The following is a 16,887-nucleotide window of genomic DNA, read 5'->3' as shown; positions in this document are numbered from 1 at the left end:
GAGGGGGTGCCAGTTGGGGTGGGGGCGGCGGGGTGGGGGGCCGGCCGGGTGGTGTTCGAAGTGCCACCACTCGTTGTCGTACATGCGGTAGAGGGCGTAGCGGGGGCCGTGGTCCTCCAGCCAGCGGGCGCCTTCGTAGGGGCGTACATCCAGGGCGGTGCCCTTGACGTGGCGCGATTCGGCCGGCGGCAGGACGAGCATCCGGGCGGAGGCCGGGGAGCCGGAGCGGCGTACCTCCTCGTCGAACAGCCGTTGCTGGGCGGCGGGGTCGCGGTAGCCGGAGGTGAGGCCGATGAGCTGGCCGTGGCGCCAGAGGGCGTCGGTGCGCGCCGCGGTGAAGGCGGCCTTGGCGCCGTCGGTGAGGCCGGTGAGGTCCTCGGCGGGGAAGCGCAGCCGCAGCGCCCAGCCGCAGGCGAGCTCGCGGGCGCGGCCGGGGTGGCGGGCGAAGGCCACGGGCAGCAGGAGCGCGGCGAGCACCAGCGTGACCACGGCGTACAGCCGGTCGCGGGGCCGGGGCGGGAGGATGTGTGGTTCGCTCATGACGAACTACGATTGGCGGGGGATGTGCGCGCGTCGTCAGCCGTATGTCATGGTTCGTCGACGGCGGCGCACCCGTGGCGCCCGAGGGCGGGATCGTGACACAACGATGACACGGCGCGCACAGGGCGCGGACACGGCCGGTCGACAGTGGACGGGGTCGGCCGGCGGGTGAGTTACGGAGCGTGCTGAGATGCTCGGCAGCGTGTCGCGAGTGTTGTTGATCGAGGATGACCCGGCTGTGCGGGAGGGGCTGGAGCTGGCCCTGACCCGGCACGGCCACCGGGTGCGCGCGGTGGAGTCCGGGGAGCAGGGGCTGGAGCGGCTGCGTACGGACGTCCCGGACGTGGTGGTGCTCGACCTGATGCTGCCCGGCATGGATGGCTTCGAGGTGTGCCGTCGTATCCGGGTGGCCGGTGAGACGCCGATCATCATGCTGACGGCGCGCGGTGACGACATGGACGTGGTGGCGGGGCTGGAGGCGGGCGCCGACGACTACGTGGTCAAGCCGGTGCAGCCGAGGGTGCTGGAGGCCCGCATGCGCGCGGTGCTGCGGCGGATCGGCCGGGACCAGGCGGAGCTGGAGCGGCACGGGGACCTGGTCATCGACCGGGCCGGGCTGGTGGTCACCAGGCGCGGCGAGCCGGTCAGCCTCGCGCCGACCGAGCTGCGCCTGCTGCTGGAGCTCTCGGGCACGCCGGGCCGGGTGCACAGCCGCCAGCAGTTGCTGGAGTCGGTGTGGGAGCACGGCTACTTCGGCGATTCGCGGCTGGTGGACGCGTGTGTGCAGCGGTTGCGCGCGAAGATCGAGGACGACTCGGCGGCGCCGGTCTACGTGCAGACGGTGCGTGGGTTCGGGTACCGGTTCGGGCCGGTGTGAGCCGGTTGGTGGAGTCCCGGCCGAGTCTGGGGCTGCGGAACCGGCTGCTGTACGCGTTCGCCCTGTTGTGCGTGGTCACGGCGGCGGCAGTGGCCGGTGCGATGTACGTCGAGGCCCGCACCGCGATCCTCCAGCGGGCCCAGGATGCCGCGGTGGAGGCGACGCGGGGACGCCTGGCGGCCCTCTTCCCGTTGCGGACCGCGACGCCGGGCCAGGCCGATCTCGACGAGATCGCCCGCGTCATGGCCGACGGGGGCGGCTTCGCGGTCGCCGTCTACCGCGACGCGCACTCGACGCTGCTCGCGGCGCCGGGCCCCCGGCTGCGGCGCGAGGACACCCCGATCCTGGACCCGGAGCTGATTCCGGCGGGGCTGCGGGGGACGGTGGCGCGCGGCGAGATGGCGTGGCAGCGCGTGGTGTGGAGGGGCCACCCTCTCCTGCTCATCGGCGCGCCGTTGCTGATCGCCGAGCCGGGCCGGACGGCGCAGGTGTCGGGCATCGAGGTCTACACCGCGCGCAGCCTGGCTCCCGAACAGCTCAGCATCGACAGCCTCGCCGCGCGGGCGTGGCTCGCCGGCGGGGCGGCGCTGGTGCTCTCGGTCGTCCTGGCGTCGCTGGCCACCCGTGGCGTGCTGCGCCCGGTGCGCGAGCTGGGCCGGGCGGCCCGCCTGCTCGGCGAGGGCGATCTGCGGACCAGGATCGCGGTCCGCGGCTCCGACGAGCTGGCGGACGTGGCGCGTACGTTCAACGAGACGGCCGCGGAGCTGGAGCGGCACGTCGAGCAGCTGCGCGAGATGGAGGCCGACGCCCGCCGGTTCGTGGCGGACGTGTCCCACGAGCTGCGCACCCCGCTGGCCGCGCTCGCGGCGGTCGCCGACGTCCTCGACGAGGAGGCGGCCGAGCTGCCCGAGACCGCCGGGCGCGCCGCGCGGCTGGTCAGCCAGGAGACGCTCAGCCTGACCGGGCTGGTGAATGACCTCATCGAGATCAGCAGGTTCGACTCCGGCGTCGCGGCGCTCGCGCTGAACGAGGTCGACGTGGCCGAGCTGGTGCGCGCGACCCTGCACGCCCGTGGCTGGTCGGAGTCCGTACGCACCGAGCTGCCCGCCGGGGTGACCGCGCGGCTGGATCCGCGCCGGGTGGACGTCGTCCTCGCCAACCTGGTCGGCAACGCCCTGCGACACGGCGAGCCGCCCGTGTCGGTACGGCTGTCCGCCGGCGCGGAGGAGATCGTCCTGGAGGTACGCGATCACGGGCCGGGGCTGGACGAGGCGGTGCTGCCGCACGTGTTCGACCGGTTCTACAAGGCCAGCGCGGCCCGGGCCAGGTCCGAGGGCAGCGGTCTCGGCCTGGCCATCGCGCGGGAGAACGCGCGGCTGCACCGGGGCGATCTCACCGTCGCCAACGCCCCGGCCGGAGGCGCCGTGTTCACGCTCCGCCTGCCGCGCCGGATGGACGATCCGGACGGGCACCTCGACTCTGGAGGTCCCGCGTGAGAGCCGGACCCGGCCGTCTCGGGCTCGCCCTGGGCGTGGCGGCGCTCGTCGCCGTCGCCGGCTGCGGCGTGCGGCCCAGCGACCCCATCTCCGTCGGCGCCCCGCCGAGCGGTGGCGTCGCCACGCACACGACGCTCACCCTCTACCTGGTCAAGGACGGCCGGCCCAGCCCGGTGAAGCGGTCCGACGACAGCCGCCCGTGGTTCCGGGCGGACATCCTGGCGCTGCTGGCCGTCGGCCCCACCGCCGGGGAACGGGCGAACGGCTTCACCACCGACATCCCGGCCGGGGCCGGCCCGTTCTCGGTCACCCCCGTGAAGGCCGGCCACCTGGTGGTGACCCTGTCGGCTCCGGCCGGTGAGCTGTCGCCGCTGGCGGTCGACCAGATCGTGTGCACGGTCACCGCCCCGGAACGGGACAACCCCGCCCAGGTCACCATCATCGGCGCCGGGCAGAGCGTCGGCCCCCGCGACTGCCCGGTGTGACCCGCGTGGTCAGGCGCCGCCCAGGATCAGCCGTCCGCACCGGTCGCCGATCATCATCGACGGGGCGTTGGTGTTGCCGGAGGTGATGCTGGGCATGATCGCGGCGCTGGCCAGCCGCAGTCCCCTGACGCCGCGTACGCGCAGGTGGGGGTCCACGACGGCGTGCGCGTCCGTGCCCATCCGGCAGGTGCCGACCGCGTGGAAGTCGGCCTGCGAATAGGCGCGCACCGCTCGGATCAGCTCCTTGCGGGTGTTGACGTCAGGGCCGGGGATGGCGTCGTCGTCGATGACCCAGTCGCGCAGTCCCTTCGCGTTGACCAGCTCGATGGCCAGCCGGTAACCGTCGAGCTGCGCCTCGAGATCCTCTCCGGTCCGCAGGAAGTTCGGCTGGATGATCGGCGGCACGGCGGGATCGGCCGACCGCAGCCTGACGTACCCCCGGCTGGTGGGGTGCAGGTTGATCATGCCGACCGCCTGCGAGAACGCGGAGAAGGGCGGATACCCGCCCTCGCCGATGTAGTAGACCTGCCCCTGGTACGCCGGCGTCCCGGGCACCCGGCCGCTGCCGGTGAAGAGGCTGACGTCCATCGAAGTGAGGTGCGTCGCGGGCTCGGGGGTGCGGAGTCTCTTCAACGCCACCGAGATCAGGTGGTCGTGCAGGTTGGCGCCGACGCCGGGCAGGTCGGCGACGACCGGGATGCCGAGCCGTCGCAGGTCCCGCGCCGCGCCGATGCCGGACAGCTGGAGCAGGCGAGGCGTGTTGACCGTGCCCGTGCTGAGGATCACCTCCCGCTCGGCCCGGACGGTGAACCGGCGGCGACCGGCGTGGATGACGACCCCGTCGATCGCGTCGCGGCGGTCGAACGTCAGCCGCGCGACCTCCGCGTCCGTCATGATCGTCAGGCGCGGGTCCGTGAGGTACGGGACCAGGAACGAGGTGAACGCGTCCTGGCGGATCTTGTCCACCACGTTGAGCCGCGTGTAGGAGACGCCGAACTGGGTCGCGCCGTTGTAGTCGGGGTTGAAGGTGTAGCCGAGGTCGACGGCCGCTGCCACCGTGGCCTGGGAGAGCAGGTTGCGCCGCGTCAGCTCGTCCGACGGCTCGATGGGCCCGGACAGCGCCTCCAGCGAGGGCCGCACGCTCGCGTAGTCCCAGCCGGTGGCGCCCTGGGCGGCCCAGCTGTCGTAGTCGGCCGGGTTGCCGAGGACCCACACCATCCCGTTCACCGAGCTGCTGCCGCCTTCGAGCTTCCCGCACACGAACGACTGCCGCGCGTGCAGCAGCTCCCGCTGCGGAACCGACTGGTACGGCCAGACGAGCCCCGAGTTCGGCGCCGCCGCCAGGGCCGACTTGGTGAAGTCCCGCACCACCGGCAGGTCGTTCGTGCCGCCGGCCTCGATCAGCAGCACGCTCGCCCGCGAGTCCGATAACAGGCGCGCGGCCAGCGTGCACCCGGCCGAGCCGGCTCCCACGATCACGTAGTCGTAGCGGCGCGTGGCCGCGGCTGCCGTCCCCGCGGCCGAGGCGAAGGCCGCCGACGCCGCGGACACACCGAACATCGCGAGCAGATGGCGTCTGGTGAGGCTTCCGTCCCGCACCCGGCGAGCGATCTCGTCCGGGTCCTGCCAGGCTTTCCCATCCTTACCGGACATCAGCATCCCTTCGCGTCGGAATGGCGGCCCGCGCCACCGATGACGTGAACGGGGGCTGGTGCGCGAACGAGGGCCGACGACGTCGCGGTGGCAGGGGTCAGAAGTATACGAAGCGAACCGGCGCCGGATCCGGCCCTGAGTGCATACCAACTGCAGGATGGGGCCGGAGGGATGGGCGGCGCGGCGAAGACACTCCAGGTGGTCATGACGATGGCGGCCTGCGTCAGACCTCGTGGCGGAGTGGGCTGAACCAGATCGGTATCCAGCTGAGCGCCATGATCGCTGCGCCCGTCCACATTGCCGTCCCAATGCCCCAGACCTCGCCGAGAAGGCCCGCCAGCAGACCACCGACGCCGACCGCACCGATAAGGATCAGGCGCATGGTGGCGTTCATCCGGCCGAGCATCGGGTCGGGTGTGACTTCCTGCCGGAAGCTGACGAGCAGCACGTTGTTCACCCCTGTCCGGAAGCACAGGATGCTCCATGCGGCCGCCGAGATCCAGACGCTCCAGCCGACGAACGGCACCAGAAGCGCGAACGGCGCAGTGGTCATGCCGACGATCCACACGGCACGCCCGCGGCCGAGCCGCCGGCCGATCAGGTGAGCCGTCGAGGAACCGGCCAGCACACCGAGCCCGCCGACGGCAAGGTAAGCCCCGAGCACCCAGGCGGGCTGCCCGAGCTCGTCGACGAGCAGCACGGGCAGCAGCGTCGAGCAGAGCGGGAAGGCGAGGTTCGTCATGCCGCCTTGCGCCGCGATGGCGATGAGGACCCGGTTGCCGAAGAGGAATCGCACCCCCTCGCCGATCTGCCGTCCGAGTCGCTCGCCGGGTACGGGGGCGGGCGCGGGTTCGGGCTTGCTGATCCGGCGTAGCCACACGGCCGACCACAGGTAGGTGAGCGCGTCGAGCACGATCGCCACCGGCGCGCCCGCGAGAGCCACCAACACTCCGGCGGAGCTTCTGCCCCCCACGTCCATCGCCGCGTTCGTGCCGACGAGCACCGAGTTCGCGGCGGTGAGCCGGTCGCGGCCGACCAGGTGCGGGACCGTGCTCTGCGAGGCGACGTCGAAGAAGAGCGTGCCGATTCCCGTCGCGACGGCGACGCCGTACAGCTGGGTCATCGTGAGAGCGTCCAGCCACCACGTGACCGTTACCGACAGCAGAAGCACGGCGCGGACCAGGTCCGTCGCGATCATCACCGGGCGGCGCCTGACCCGGTCCACCCATGCTCCGGCGGGCAGGCCGAGCACGAGCACGGTGATGGTGGTGAGGGCGCTGAGCAGTCCCACTTCACCGGGCCCCGCGTCGAGGGCGATCACCGCGAGCAGGGGCATCGCCACGTAGCCGACCTGGGTGCCGAACTGGCTGACCGCCGACGCCAGGTAGAAATTCCTGAAGGAGGGGTCATGCAGGAGCGGAGGCCCGGCGACAGTTGTCATAGCACCTAGATGATGGAATCGTCCGTCCGAGCGCTATTGATTAAGCAGAGGACGAATCGGATGGGCCTTGAGCTGACGTTCACCGCACAGGATGCGGCCAATGTCCGTTTCGCGGTTTCTCCTCTGTGGGAGGTCGTCGCCAGCGTGCGGGTGGCGAAGAACCCGGCCGCGCATGCCGTGCTCAAGCCCTGGGCCGAACGGGTACGGCGGCGGCTCGCCGATGTCGACTGGCGGCTGCTGTCCGACCTGGTGCCGGTGCCGACGGTCTCGATCGTCGGCTTCGTCTGCCCGCCGCCCTCGACCGCCGTGCCCGACCTGGAGGTCGAGCTGGCCGGGATGGCGGCGATGGCACCCCTGGTTCAGGAGGGCCTCGACGTCTGGGACGGTCCACGCACCCGAGCACTCCAAGAGCTCTACGCCGACCCCGTGGGTGGCCTCGAACGGCTGGCCGAGGAGATCCGCGGCTACTGGGAAGCGGCCATCGCGCCCTACTGGCCGCGCGTACGGGCCCTGCTCGAAGGCGATGTGCTCTACCGCGCCAGGTTGCTGGCCGAGGGCGGCCTGCGGCGCATGCTCAGCGACCTCGACCCCGCCGTGACGTGGGAGGGAGAGACGCTGCGCCTGCCCAAGACGGTCTGCGAAGGCGTGCGCCCGCTGGGCGGCCTGGGACTGTTGCTCGTGCCGTCGGTGTTCACCTGGCCGCGGGTCTTCTCCATCACGACCCCGCCCTGGCAGCCCACGATCCGCTACCCCCCGCGCGGCGTCGCGACGCTCTGGGAGCACCGCGAGAGCGACCCGCCACAGGCGCTGGCCGCCGTGCTCGGCCGGACCCGCACCCGGCTGCTGGCCGAACTCGACCAGCCCGCCTCGACCAGAGAACTGGCCGCCCGCCTCGACCTGTCGGAACCAGGCGCGAACCAGCACCTCACCGCTCTCCGCAGGGCCGGGTTGGCCAGCGCGCACCGCACGGGGAGATATGTGCTCTATGCCCGTACGGCCGTCGCCGAGACGCTGCTCGCCGGCGACGCGAGTCCCATGCCGACCGGTCACCGGTACGAACGGGCGGGAACCGCCGAAATCCTCGACCCACCCCGCGCCCACTGACGACCAGGCCCCCAAGCGCCGCGTCAGACATTCCAGTTGCCCGGCCCGCAACCCTTGACGAATCAAATGAATGTTCTTTCAATTCTCCTATGGGGCGTATCGCAGGCGTCACCGCCGCGGAGACGCGGAAGCGGCTGCTGCGCGCGGCGGCCGACGCGTTCGCCGAGCGCGGCTACGACGGCACGCGCGTGGCCGACATCGCCGCCGCCGCGGGCGTGAGCAACGGCGCGCTGTACGCGCACTTCGGGTCGAAGGCGGAGCTGCTGGTGGCCGCGTTGCGGGCGCACGGGCCGACGCTGATGGCGGACCTGTTCGCCGCCCACCCGGACGAGCCGATCACGGACCTGCTGGTGGCGAGCGGGCGGCGGCTGCCCCGGCGGCGGGACGCGCTCGGCTACCTGATCGTCGAGGCGCTGGTGGCCGCCCGGCGCGACGAGGACGTGGCCGGGCCGATGCGCGACTACGTGCGCGAGCGCGCCGACTGGATCACCCGGCTGGTGCGCGCCGGGCAGGACGCGGGCGAGCTCGACCCCGCGGTCTCCCCCGACGCGCTCGCGCACTTCTGCTTCCTGCTCGCGATGGGCAGCGCGCTGGTCACCCCCGACCAGCACGCGGTGGACGACGAGGAGTGGGTCGCGCTGCTCACCCGTCTCGTCGCCGCGATCACCCGTACCGGATCCACCTCAGCCACGGAGGCGACACCGTGAAAGTCCAGATCAACCCCGAACGGTGCCAGGGCCACGGCCGGTGCTACGACCTGGCGCCCGCCCTGTTCGGCGAGGACGGCGAAGGCTACGGGACGGTGCTCGGCGACGGCCTGGTGCCACCGGGCCGGGAGCAGGAGGCGCGGCTGGCGATGGCCAACTGTCCCGAGAAGGCCGTCGAGGAGGCATGAGATGACCGTTGACGACCGCTTCACCCGTGATTTCCGGGAGACCGACGGGGAGGAACCCCTGGGCACCCGGAACGAGATCATCACCGGCCCGGTCTCCGACTGGGCGACCGACTTCTCCCACTTGGAACCGGAGTGGGCGGCCGACCCGTACCCGATCCAGGACGACCTGCGGCAGCGCTGCCCGATCGCGCACACCGAGCGGTTCGGCGGCGGCTGGCTGCCGACGCGGTACGAGGACGTGGCGGCGGTGGCGTACGACACCGAGCGGTTCTCGTCGCGGTCGATCATCATGAGCAACTTCCGGCCGCCGCGCGAGCTGGCGCCGATGGGCGGCTCGCCGCCCATCTCCTCCGACCCGCCCTTCCACCACGACGCGCGCAAGCTGCTGCTGCCGGCGTTCACCAAGACGGCGGTCGCCAAGCAGGTGGACTCGACGCGGGCGCTGTGCCACGCGCTCATCGACGAGTTCGAGGGCCGCGACGTGGTCGACGCCGCCCGCGACTACGCCCAGCACATCCCGATGCGGGTGATCGCCGCCATGCTCGGCTTCCCGGCCGAGGACGGGCCGAGGTTCCGCGAGTTCATCGAGAACGTGCTCGAAGGCGTCAACCATCCGCCGGAGGAGCGGATCGAGCGGATGCAGCAGCTCTTCGACTACCTGCTGGAGCAGATCCGCGATCACGTCGACAGGCCGCGTGACGACCTGACGACCTACCTGATCAACGCCGAGCTCTACGGCCAGAAGCTGGACCCCTCGCACGTGGCGGGCACGATGGCGCTGCTGCTCATCGCGGGGATCGACACGACGTGGAGCGCGATCGGCGCCTCGCTGTGGCATCTGGCCAAGACGCCGGCCGACCGGGAGCGCCTGGTGGCCGAGCCGGGGCTGCTGCCGACGGCGATGGAGGAGCTGCTGCGCGTCTACGCGCCGGTGACGATGGCGCGGCTGGTCAAGGAGGACATGCACTGGCACGGCGTCGACATGAAGGCCGACGACTGGGTCCTGCTGTCGTTCCCGGCGGCGAACCGGGACCCGGCGCAGTTCGAGCGGGCGGGCGAGGTCGTCATCGACCGTCAGGTGAACCGGCACGCCGCGTTCGGGCTGGGCATCCACCGCTGCGTGGGCTCGCATCTGGCCCGGATGGAGCTGCGGGTGGCGCTGGAGGTGTGGCTGGAGCGCATCCCGGTGTTCGGCCTGGCCGATCCGGAGGCGGTGACGTGGGCGGCCGGCCAGGTGCGGGGGCCGCGCACGCTGCCGCTGACCCTGGGGCGGTAATGCCGGGAGAAGCCGGTCTCCGGTAGGTTGGCGCGAGGAAGCGCTTTCCCGCCGGAGGACCCCCGTGAGCATTTCCGACCTGGCCGACGTCCACGCCGCGTGGCTGCCTCCGGAGGCGTTCCGGGCGATCGGCTCGCGCCGCACCCGCGTGCTGGGCGGCGACGGCGTCGCCACCGTGCACGACGAGGTGGCGGCGGCCTGCGCCCGGTTCGGCGGCAGCGTCGGCGACGGCGCGAGCGACGCCGAGCTCGTGCTCGCGCTGACGTCGGCGCAACGGGCTCCCGCCTCCGACAGCATCGGCCCGGAGGGGTACGCGCTCGGCCGCCGCGACGGCGTCACCACCGTGCTCGCCGGCGACCCGGCCGGGCTGCTGTACGGGCTGTTCCACGTGGTGCGGCTGGGCGAGGCGGCGTTCGGCGCGGACCGGCCGGTCGAGCACCACCGGCCCGCGCTGCGCCGCAGGATGCTCGACCACTGGGACAACGTCGCCGTGCACCCGGTGATGGGCCAGGTCGAGCGCGGCTACGCGGGCGGTTCGATCTTCTGGCGGGACGGCGGCCCGCGCGGCGACCTGGCCCGGGTGCGCGCCTACGGGCGGCTGCTGGCCGCGATCGGCGTCAACGCCATCGCCGTCAACAACGTGAACGTGCACGCCGCCGAGGCCCGGCTGCTGACCGACCGGCTCGGCGACGTCGCCGCGATCGCCGGCGAGCTGCGCCCGTACGGCATCCGCGTGCACCTGTCGGTGAACTTCGCCGCGCCGGTCACGCTGGGCGGGCTGCCGGTCGCCGACCCCTTGGACGAGGACGTGCGCGCCTGGTGGGCGGGCACGACCGCACGCGTGTACGAGGCGATCCCGGACTTCGGCGGTTACGTGGTCAAGGCCGACTCCGAGGGGCAGCCGGGCCCGTTCGCCTACGGGCGCACCCACGCGGACGGCGCGAACATGCTGGCCGACGCGCTGGCGCCGTTCGGCGGCGTGGTGCACTGGCGCGCGTTCGTCTACAACCACCGCCAGGACTGGCGCGACCGCTCCACCGACCGGGCCCGCGCCGCCCACGACCACTTCGCGCCGCTCGACGGGCAGTTCAGGGACAACGCGATCGTGCAGGTCAAGCACGGGCCGATGGACTTCCAGCCGCGCGAGCCGGTCTCCCCCGTGATCACCGCCATGCCGCGCACCCGCCTGGCGGTGGAGCTCCAGGTCACGCAGGAGTACACCGGCCAGCAGCGGCACGTGTGCTATCTCGCGCCGATGTGGAGCGAGGTGCTGGCCTTCGCCGACGTCGCGGACGTGGCCGCCGGGGGCGGGCTGGTCGCGGTCTCCAACGTGGGCGACGACCCGTACTGGACCGGCCACCCGCTCGCCCAGGCGAACCTGTACGCGTTCGGCAGGCTGGCGTGGGCGCCCCGCGCGGACCCGGCCGCGATCCTGGACGAGTGGATCGGGCTCACGTTCCCGCAGGCCCCGGCCGCGCTGCGGGAGACGCTGCACGCGATCATGGACGGCTCGTGGCGGACGTACGAGCGTTACACCGCCCCGCTCGGCGTCGGGTTCATGGTCAACCCGGGCGACCACTACGGCCCGTCGGTCGACGGCTACGAGTACTCGCCGTGGGGCACGTACCACTTCGCCGACCGTGACGGCGTGGGCGTGGACCGGACCCGCGCCACCGGCACCGGCTTCGCCGGGCAGTACCCGGAACCGTGGGCGGGGACGTACGAGTCGCTCGACCGGTGCCCCGATGAGCTGCTGCTGTTCTTCCACCACGTCCCGTACGGGCACGTGCTGCGCAGCGGGTCGACGGTGATCCAGCACATCTACGACACGCACTTCGCCGGGGCGCGGGAGGCGGCCGGTTACCGGGAGCGGTGGGCGGAGGCGGCCGGGCTGGTGGACCCGGCGCTGCACGCCCGGGTGCGGGAGCTCCTCGACGAGCAGGTCCGCTGCGCCGAGGAGTGGCGCGACCAGGTCAACGCCTATTTCTTCCGCAAGTCGGGGGTGCCGGACGCGCACGGCCGGCGCATCCCCTGAGGCTCGGTCCTCGCGCAGGACCAGGACGCCGCCGGGCGTCCTGCGGCTTCAGCGGGTGAACCTCTCCTCGATCTCGGCGATCATCGGCCGGCTGTTGCGCAGCAGCGCCGCCGCCACCGCGAAGGCGAGCAGCGCCAGCGCCGCCTCCGAGGCGACCAGCGTGACGCCGCCCGCCAGCACCAGCAGGCACAGGTTGCCGAGCGTGGCGCCGGGCGCGCGCACCAGGAAGTACGCCGCCAGCCGCGCCACGTCGGCGGTGCGGAACGCGTACAGGGAGGTGATCACCAGGGCGTTGGCGACCCACAGGGTGGCCGCGACGGCGACCACGACGAGGAGCGCCGCCCACCAGCCGGGCAGGCCGGAGGCGCCGAAGTTGGCCAGGGTGAGGCCCGCGACGGCCAGCCAGGCCAGCCACGGCGTCCAGATCTTCAGCACGCCGCCCGCGTTGGCCCGGTAGCCCCGCCAGAACGCGACGGCGGGCCGCAGGTCGGCGAGGTCGCGGGAGCGGCGGCGCAGCGCGTAGACGGCGGCGGACAGCGCCGGGCCCACGGGCAGCAGGCAGGCGACGGCCAGCGGGACGTTGCCGGGGTCGCGCTCGAGCAGGGTCAGCCCCGCCAGGCCGGGCACGACCCCGGCCAGGAACAGCAGCTCGATCGTCAGCAGGGTGTAGACGAGCGCGGCGGCCCGGGAGAGCACCCCCTCGCCGAACCGCCCGCCCGCCGCCGGGATCCTCATCACGCTCAGCCGTGTTCCTTCTTGAACCGCTCGTAGGCGGTATTGACCAGGTTGATGTAGCTGGTGGAGCTCTTGGCCTCCAGCTCCTTGACGTAGGCGTCCCACTCCGACAGCGGCCGGTCGCCCAGGATGAACTTGAGCGTGTTCTGATCGACGTGGTCGCGCAGCGCGGTCTCCCACAGCGCCGCCTGCTCGCGCTCCTCGTCGGTGAACGGGCGCGGCGGCGGCACCGGGAGCGCCTGACGGGCGTTGATCACGGCCTGGAACTCCTTCTCCTCGTCGGAGAAGGTGGACTGGAGCAGCGACGTCCGGCCGCCGTAGGCGAACACGCCGTTGCTGAAGCCGAAGTCCTTCTGCAGGTGCTTGGAGCCGTCGGGGTTGAGCCCGATGAAGTCGACGTCCTCGTTCAGCTCGTACTCGCCCTCGCCGGCCTTGGTGTAGGTGACGCCCTCGACGCCCCACTTGGCGAACTCCTGGCCGGCGTCGGAGTACCAGAGCCAGTCGATGAACTGCATCATGGCGACGAAGTTCTCGCTGTCCAGCGCCTTCTTGGAGATCATGATGCCGTTCTCCAGGCGGTTGCCGGCCTTGACGTCGCCGAGCGGGCCCGTGGGCGTCGGGATCTTGACGAGCTTCGCGTCCGGGTCGAACTTCTTCAGCGGCGGCCGGTAGTCGTTGACCAGCGTCTGCGCGTTCGTGCTGATGACGAACGACTTGCCGCCGACGATCTTCTGGATGGCGGCGTCGTCCGACTGGGTGAACGACTCGGGGTCGAGCAGCTTCTCGGCCACCAGCTTGTTCAGGTACTCCAGCACGGCCTTGTACTGCGGCATGCTGCCGGTGAAGGCGAACTTCCCCGCGGCGGCGTCCCAGGTGGCGTGCTGGTAGCCCCAGCCGCCGGGCGCGCCGTGGGCGGCGCCGACGATGTTGAGCAGGTTGCCGCCCGGCGTCGGGACGCCCCACCGGTCGGTCATCGGGTAGAGGTCCGGATACTCCTGCTTGATGGCCTTGAGCAGCGTGTGGAGCTCGTCCCAGGTCTTCGGGACCTGGAGGCCGTGCTTGTCGAGGATGTCGGCCCTGACGGCCAGCGAGTAGTCGAGCCAGATGTTCTCGTGCAGGCCGGGCAGCAGGTAGACGCGGCCGTCGGCCTGGCGGAGGGTGTCCAGGTCGGCCTTCATGTTCCACTTGGCGACCTTGTCCTGGAAGTGCGGCATCAGGTCGACGTAGTCGCTGACCGGCAGGATCGCGCCGGAGGCGACGAACGGCTCCTCCTGGTGCGGGTAGGTCTTGGGGATGATGAGGGGGGCGTCTCCCGCGCCGATGAGCAGGCTGCGCTTCTTCTCGTAGTCGCTGAGCGGCACCGTGACCGGGTCGAACGTCACGCTGGTGCGCTTCTCCAGCTCCGACCAGAACAGCCAGTCCTTCTTGAGCGCGTAGTTCGGGTGGTTGTTGTACAGGACGGAGAAGGTCAGCGGCACGGTGGCCTTGAACTGGTCGCCGACGGCGTACTTGGGCATCGCGCCCGCCTTGTTGCCCAGGCCCGGCTTCCCGGCGGCGGGCGCGGCCGGGGCCTCGCCGCTGCAGGCGGTGGCGGCCAGGGCGAGCGCGCCGAACGTGAGGAGCGCCTGGCGGCGGGTGACTCTGTGCATGGGGGGTTGCCTTTCCCGTGGGGAGACGGCGGCCCCTATCCCTTGACGGCTCCGAGCATGACGCCCGAGACGAAGTAGCGCTGCACGAAGGGATAGACGGCCAGGATGGGGAGGACGGTGAGCACGATGGTCACCGACTGGATGTTGGCGGCGGCCTGCGTCAGCTCCCCGGCCACGGCGCCGGCGTTCTCCACGCCCGTGGCTCCGGCGATGAGGTTGCGCAGGTAGACCGTCACGGGGAACAGCTCCGACTCGTTCATGTAGAGGAACGCCGCGAACCACGAGTTCCAGAACGAGACCGCGTAGAAGAGCACCATCGTGGCCACCACCGCCTTCGACAGCGGCAGCGTGATCCGCCACAGGATGCCGTAGGTGTTGAGCCCGTCGATGGCGGCCGCCTCCTCCAGGTCGTTCGGCAGGCTCTCGAAGAACGCCTTCATCACCAGCAGGTTGAAGACGCTGATCGCGTTGGGCAGCGCGATGGCCCACACGGAGTTGCGCAGGCCGAGGCTGGTGACCAGGACGTAGTTCGGGATCAGGCCGCCGGAGAAGATCATGGTGAAGACGGCGATCCAGATGAGCGCCGTGCGGCCCTTGAGGTGCTTCTTCGACAGCACGTAGGCGTAACAGGTGGTCAGCACGATCGCGACCAGCGTGGCGACGACCGTGTAGTACACGGTGTTGCCGTAGTTGCGCCAGAACATCGGGTCGGAGGCGACGATCTCGTACGTGGTCAGGTTGAAGCCGCGCGGGATCAGGTTCACCTCGCCCGCGCGGATGTACGTCTCCTCGCTGAACGAGCGGGCCAGGATGTTGAAGAACGGGTAGAGCGTGACGGCCACGACGCCGGTGAGGACGACGGCGTTGACCGCCTGGAAGACCCGGTAGCCCCGGCTCGTGCCGACTGTCACCACAGGCTCGTCCCTACTGTGCGGCGGGAGATCACGTTCGCCGACACGACCAGCACCAGGCCGATGAGCGCCTCGAACAGGCCGATGGCGGCCGCGTAGCTGAAGTTGCTGGACAGCACGCCCATCCGGAACAGGTACGTGGAGATCACGTCGGCGGTGGGGTACGTCAGCGGGTTGTAGAGCAGCAGGATCTTCTCGAAGCCCACGGCCAGGAACGTGCCGAGGTTGAGGATCATCAGGGTGACCGCCGTGGGCCGGATGCCCGGCAGCGTCACGTGCCAGATCTGCCGCCACCGGCCGGCGCCGTCCATCCGGGCGGCCTCGTACAGCTGCTCGTCGATGGTGGTCAGGGCGGCGAGGTAGAGGATGGTCCCCCAGCCGACGGTCTGCCACACCTCGGACGAGACGTAGATCGTCCGGAACCACTCGGGCTGCTGCAGGAACGTGACGGGCTCCTCGCCGAGCGACTTGAGCACCTGGTTGATCGGGCCGTCGACGGCCGTCATCTGCATGACGAGCGCGGCCACGATGACGACCGACAGGAAGTGCGGCAGGTAGGACACCGACTGCAGGAACCGCTTGAGCCTGCGGGTGCGGATCTCGTTCAGCAGCAGCGCCAGCACGATCGGCAGCGGGAAGCAGAACAGCAGCGTCAGCCCGCCGAGCACGAGCGTGTTGGTGAACACCGTCCAGAACGTCGGGTCGGACAGGAACATGTTGACGTAGCGGAGGCCGACCCACTCCTCGCCGAAGAGGTTGCCGCCGGGCTGGAACTTGCGGAAGGCGATGACGTTGCCGAGCATCGGCGCGTAGCGGAAGATCAGGAAGAACAGCAGCGGCAGGATCGCCAGCGTGTAGAGCTGCCAGTCGCGGCGGAGCGCCCGGCGCCAGGTGCGGTCCTGGGGTTTCACGACCGCTCCTCGGGCGCGATCCGCGTCACCGGCCGCAGCTTCCGGTCGTGCCCCACCTCGCGTTCCCGGCCGTCGAGGCGCAGCGGCAGCGCCGCCACCAGGTCGCCCGCCGAGCGCCCGAACCGCAGCTCGACGTCGCCGGGCTCGACGACGCGGCGGCCGCGCACGCCGGTGAACGCGGTGAGGTCCGCCGGGACGGTGAACGTCACCACCGCGCCGTCACCCGGTTCCAGCGGCACCCGGGCGAAGCCGAGCAGGCGGACCACCGGCCTGGTCGTCTGGGCGACGGGGTCGTGCAGGTAGAGCTGGACGACCTCGGCGCCCGGCCGCTCCCCCGTGTTGCGCACGGTGATCTCGACCGTCGCCTCGCCGTCCACGGGCCACACGTCCGGCCCGACCACCCGCGCCCCGCTCCACTCGAACGCGCTGTAGCCGAGCCCGTGCCCGAACGGGAACGCCGGCGTCGGGTCGACCGACGACACCTCGCTGCGGCGGCCGAGCGGCGGCGACAGGTACGTGGCGGGCAGCCCGCCGTCGTCGCGCGGGACGCTGACCGGCAGCCGGCCGGACGGGTTCACCGCGCCGGTGAGCACCTCGGCCAGCGCCTGGCCGCCGAGCTGGCCGGGGAAGAAGCCGCAGACGACGGCCGCGGCGGCGTCCGTCCCGGGGCCGAGCGCGTACGGGCGGCCGGCGAGCAGCACCAGGACCACGGGGGTGCCGGTGGCGAGCACCGCGCGCACCAGCTCGGGCTGCACGCCGGGCAGGCGGAGGTCGGCGGCGTCGCAGCCCTCGCCTGAGGTGCCGCGCCCGAACAGCCCGGCCCGGTCGCCGACGGCGAGCACGCACACGTCGGCGGCCTCGGCGGGGGCGAACGCCCCC

16 protein-coding genes are annotated in these 16,887 nt (G+C 71.8%); 8 read left to right on the top strand and 8 right to left on the bottom strand.

Features of this window, described 5'->3' with window-relative positions:
• The coding region (gene vanY-N, locus KME80_RS46285; protein WP_219518257.1) for a D,D-peptidase/D,D-carboxypeptidase VanY-N at window positions 1-540 on the bottom strand (540 nt) is incomplete at its 3' end.
• 202 nt (window positions 541-742) lie between these two features.
• On the opposite strand from vanY-N, the gene KME80_RS46280 reads away from it, so the two are divergent.
• Genes KME80_RS46280 through KME80_RS46270 form a run of 3 tightly spaced genes read left to right on the top strand, consistent with a single transcriptional unit; the run spans window position 743 to window position 3,398 of the window.
• Complete coding sequence (locus KME80_RS46280) at window positions 743-1,417, top strand: response regulator (protein ID WP_219518256.1); 675 nt, start codon at window positions 743-745, stop codon at window positions 1,415-1,417.
• Window positions 1,414-2,913 carry an ATP-binding protein gene (locus KME80_RS46275; RefSeq protein ID WP_308126220.1) on the top strand — a complete coding sequence of 500 codons (1,500 nt, stop codon included), beginning with the start codon at window positions 1,414-1,416 and terminating at the stop codon, window positions 2,911-2,913. Before KME80_RS46280 ends, KME80_RS46275 begins: the two co-directional genes overlap by 4 nt.
• Entirely contained in the window at window positions 2,910-3,398 is a 489-nt protein-coding gene (locus tag KME80_RS46270; protein WP_219518254.1) for a GerMN domain-containing protein, read from the top strand. Before KME80_RS46275 ends, KME80_RS46270 begins: the two co-directional genes overlap by 4 nt.
• 9 nt (window positions 3,399-3,407) lie before the next feature.
• On the opposite strand, the gene KME80_RS46265 is transcribed toward KME80_RS46270, so the two are convergent.
• Window positions 3,408-5,051, bottom strand: coding sequence for a GMC family oxidoreductase (locus KME80_RS46265; protein WP_219518253.1), 1,644 nt, complete (start codon window positions 5,049-5,051; stop codon window positions 3,408-3,410).
• Window positions 5,052-5,274: 223 nt separating this feature from the next.
• A complete protein-coding gene (locus KME80_RS46260; protein ID WP_219518251.1) occupies window positions 5,275-6,492 on the bottom strand; it encodes an MFS transporter in 1,218 nt (405 codons plus the stop codon).
• Window positions 6,493-6,552: 60 nt separating this feature from the next.
• On the opposite strand from KME80_RS46260, the gene KME80_RS46255 reads away from it, so the two are divergent.
• The 5 genes from KME80_RS46255 (at window position 6,553) to KME80_RS46235 (ending at window position 11,802) form a co-directional block, all read left to right on the top strand.
• Window positions 6,553-7,596, top strand: coding sequence for an ArsR/SmtB family transcription factor (locus tag KME80_RS46255; protein ID WP_246646869.1), 1,044 nt, complete (start codon window positions 6,553-6,555; stop codon window positions 7,594-7,596).
• A gap of 89 nt (window positions 7,597-7,685) precedes the next feature.
• Window positions 7,686-8,303, top strand: coding sequence for a TetR family transcriptional regulator (locus KME80_RS46250; protein WP_219518249.1), 618 nt, complete (start codon window positions 7,686-7,688; stop codon window positions 8,301-8,303).
• A complete protein-coding gene (locus tag KME80_RS46245) occupies window positions 8,300-8,491 on the top strand; it encodes a ferredoxin (protein WP_219518247.1) in 192 nt (63 codons plus the stop codon). The genes KME80_RS46250 and KME80_RS46245 overlap by 4 nt, the downstream gene beginning before the upstream one ends.
• Before the next feature lies 1 nt (window position 8,492).
• A complete protein-coding gene (locus tag KME80_RS46240; protein ID WP_219518246.1) occupies window positions 8,493-9,767 on the top strand; it encodes a cytochrome P450 in 1,275 nt (424 codons plus the stop codon).
• Between the two features lie 64 nt (window positions 9,768-9,831).
• The gene (locus KME80_RS46235) at window positions 9,832-11,802 is read left to right on the top strand and encodes an alpha-glucuronidase (RefSeq protein ID WP_219518245.1); all 1,971 of its coding nucleotides are present in this window, start codon (window positions 9,832-9,834) and stop codon (window positions 11,800-11,802) included.
• A 48-nt stretch (window positions 11,803-11,850) separates the two neighbouring features.
• On the opposite strand, the gene KME80_RS46230 is transcribed toward KME80_RS46235, so the two are convergent.
• The 5 genes from KME80_RS46230 to KME80_RS46210 all read right to left on the bottom strand — a co-directional run.
• Entirely contained in the window at window positions 11,851-12,537 is a 687-nt protein-coding gene (locus tag KME80_RS46230; RefSeq protein WP_219518259.1) for a hypothetical protein, read from the bottom strand.
• Window positions 12,538-12,542: 5 nt separating this feature from the next.
• A complete protein-coding gene (locus tag KME80_RS46225) occupies window positions 12,543-14,186 on the bottom strand; it encodes an ABC transporter substrate-binding protein (RefSeq protein ID WP_219518244.1) in 1,644 nt (547 codons plus the stop codon).
• A gap of 35 nt (window positions 14,187-14,221) precedes the next feature.
• Window positions 14,222-15,097 (bottom strand): carbohydrate ABC transporter permease, encoded by an 876-nt coding sequence (locus KME80_RS51335; protein WP_308126219.1) that lies wholly within the window; start codon window positions 15,095-15,097, stop codon window positions 14,222-14,224.
• Window positions 15,094-16,008 carry an ABC transporter permease gene (locus KME80_RS46215; RefSeq protein ID WP_219518242.1) on the bottom strand — a complete coding sequence of 305 codons (915 nt, stop codon included), beginning with the start codon at window positions 16,006-16,008 and terminating at the stop codon, window positions 15,094-15,096. Before KME80_RS46215 ends, KME80_RS51335 begins: the two co-directional genes overlap by 4 nt.
• A partial coding sequence (locus tag KME80_RS46210) for a glycoside hydrolase family 3 C-terminal domain-containing protein (RefSeq protein ID WP_219518241.1) occupies window positions 16,005-16,887 on the bottom strand: 883 nt, incomplete at its 5' end. The genes KME80_RS46215 and KME80_RS46210, both read right to left, overlap by 4 nt.

Origin of the sequence: Nonomuraea ceibae (genome assembly GCF_019396325.1) — a bacterium.
Classification (GTDB): domain Bacteria; phylum Actinomycetota; class Actinomycetes; order Streptosporangiales; family Streptosporangiaceae; genus Nonomuraea; species Nonomuraea ceibae.
This window is presented reverse-complemented; position numbering and strand designations above follow the sequence as displayed.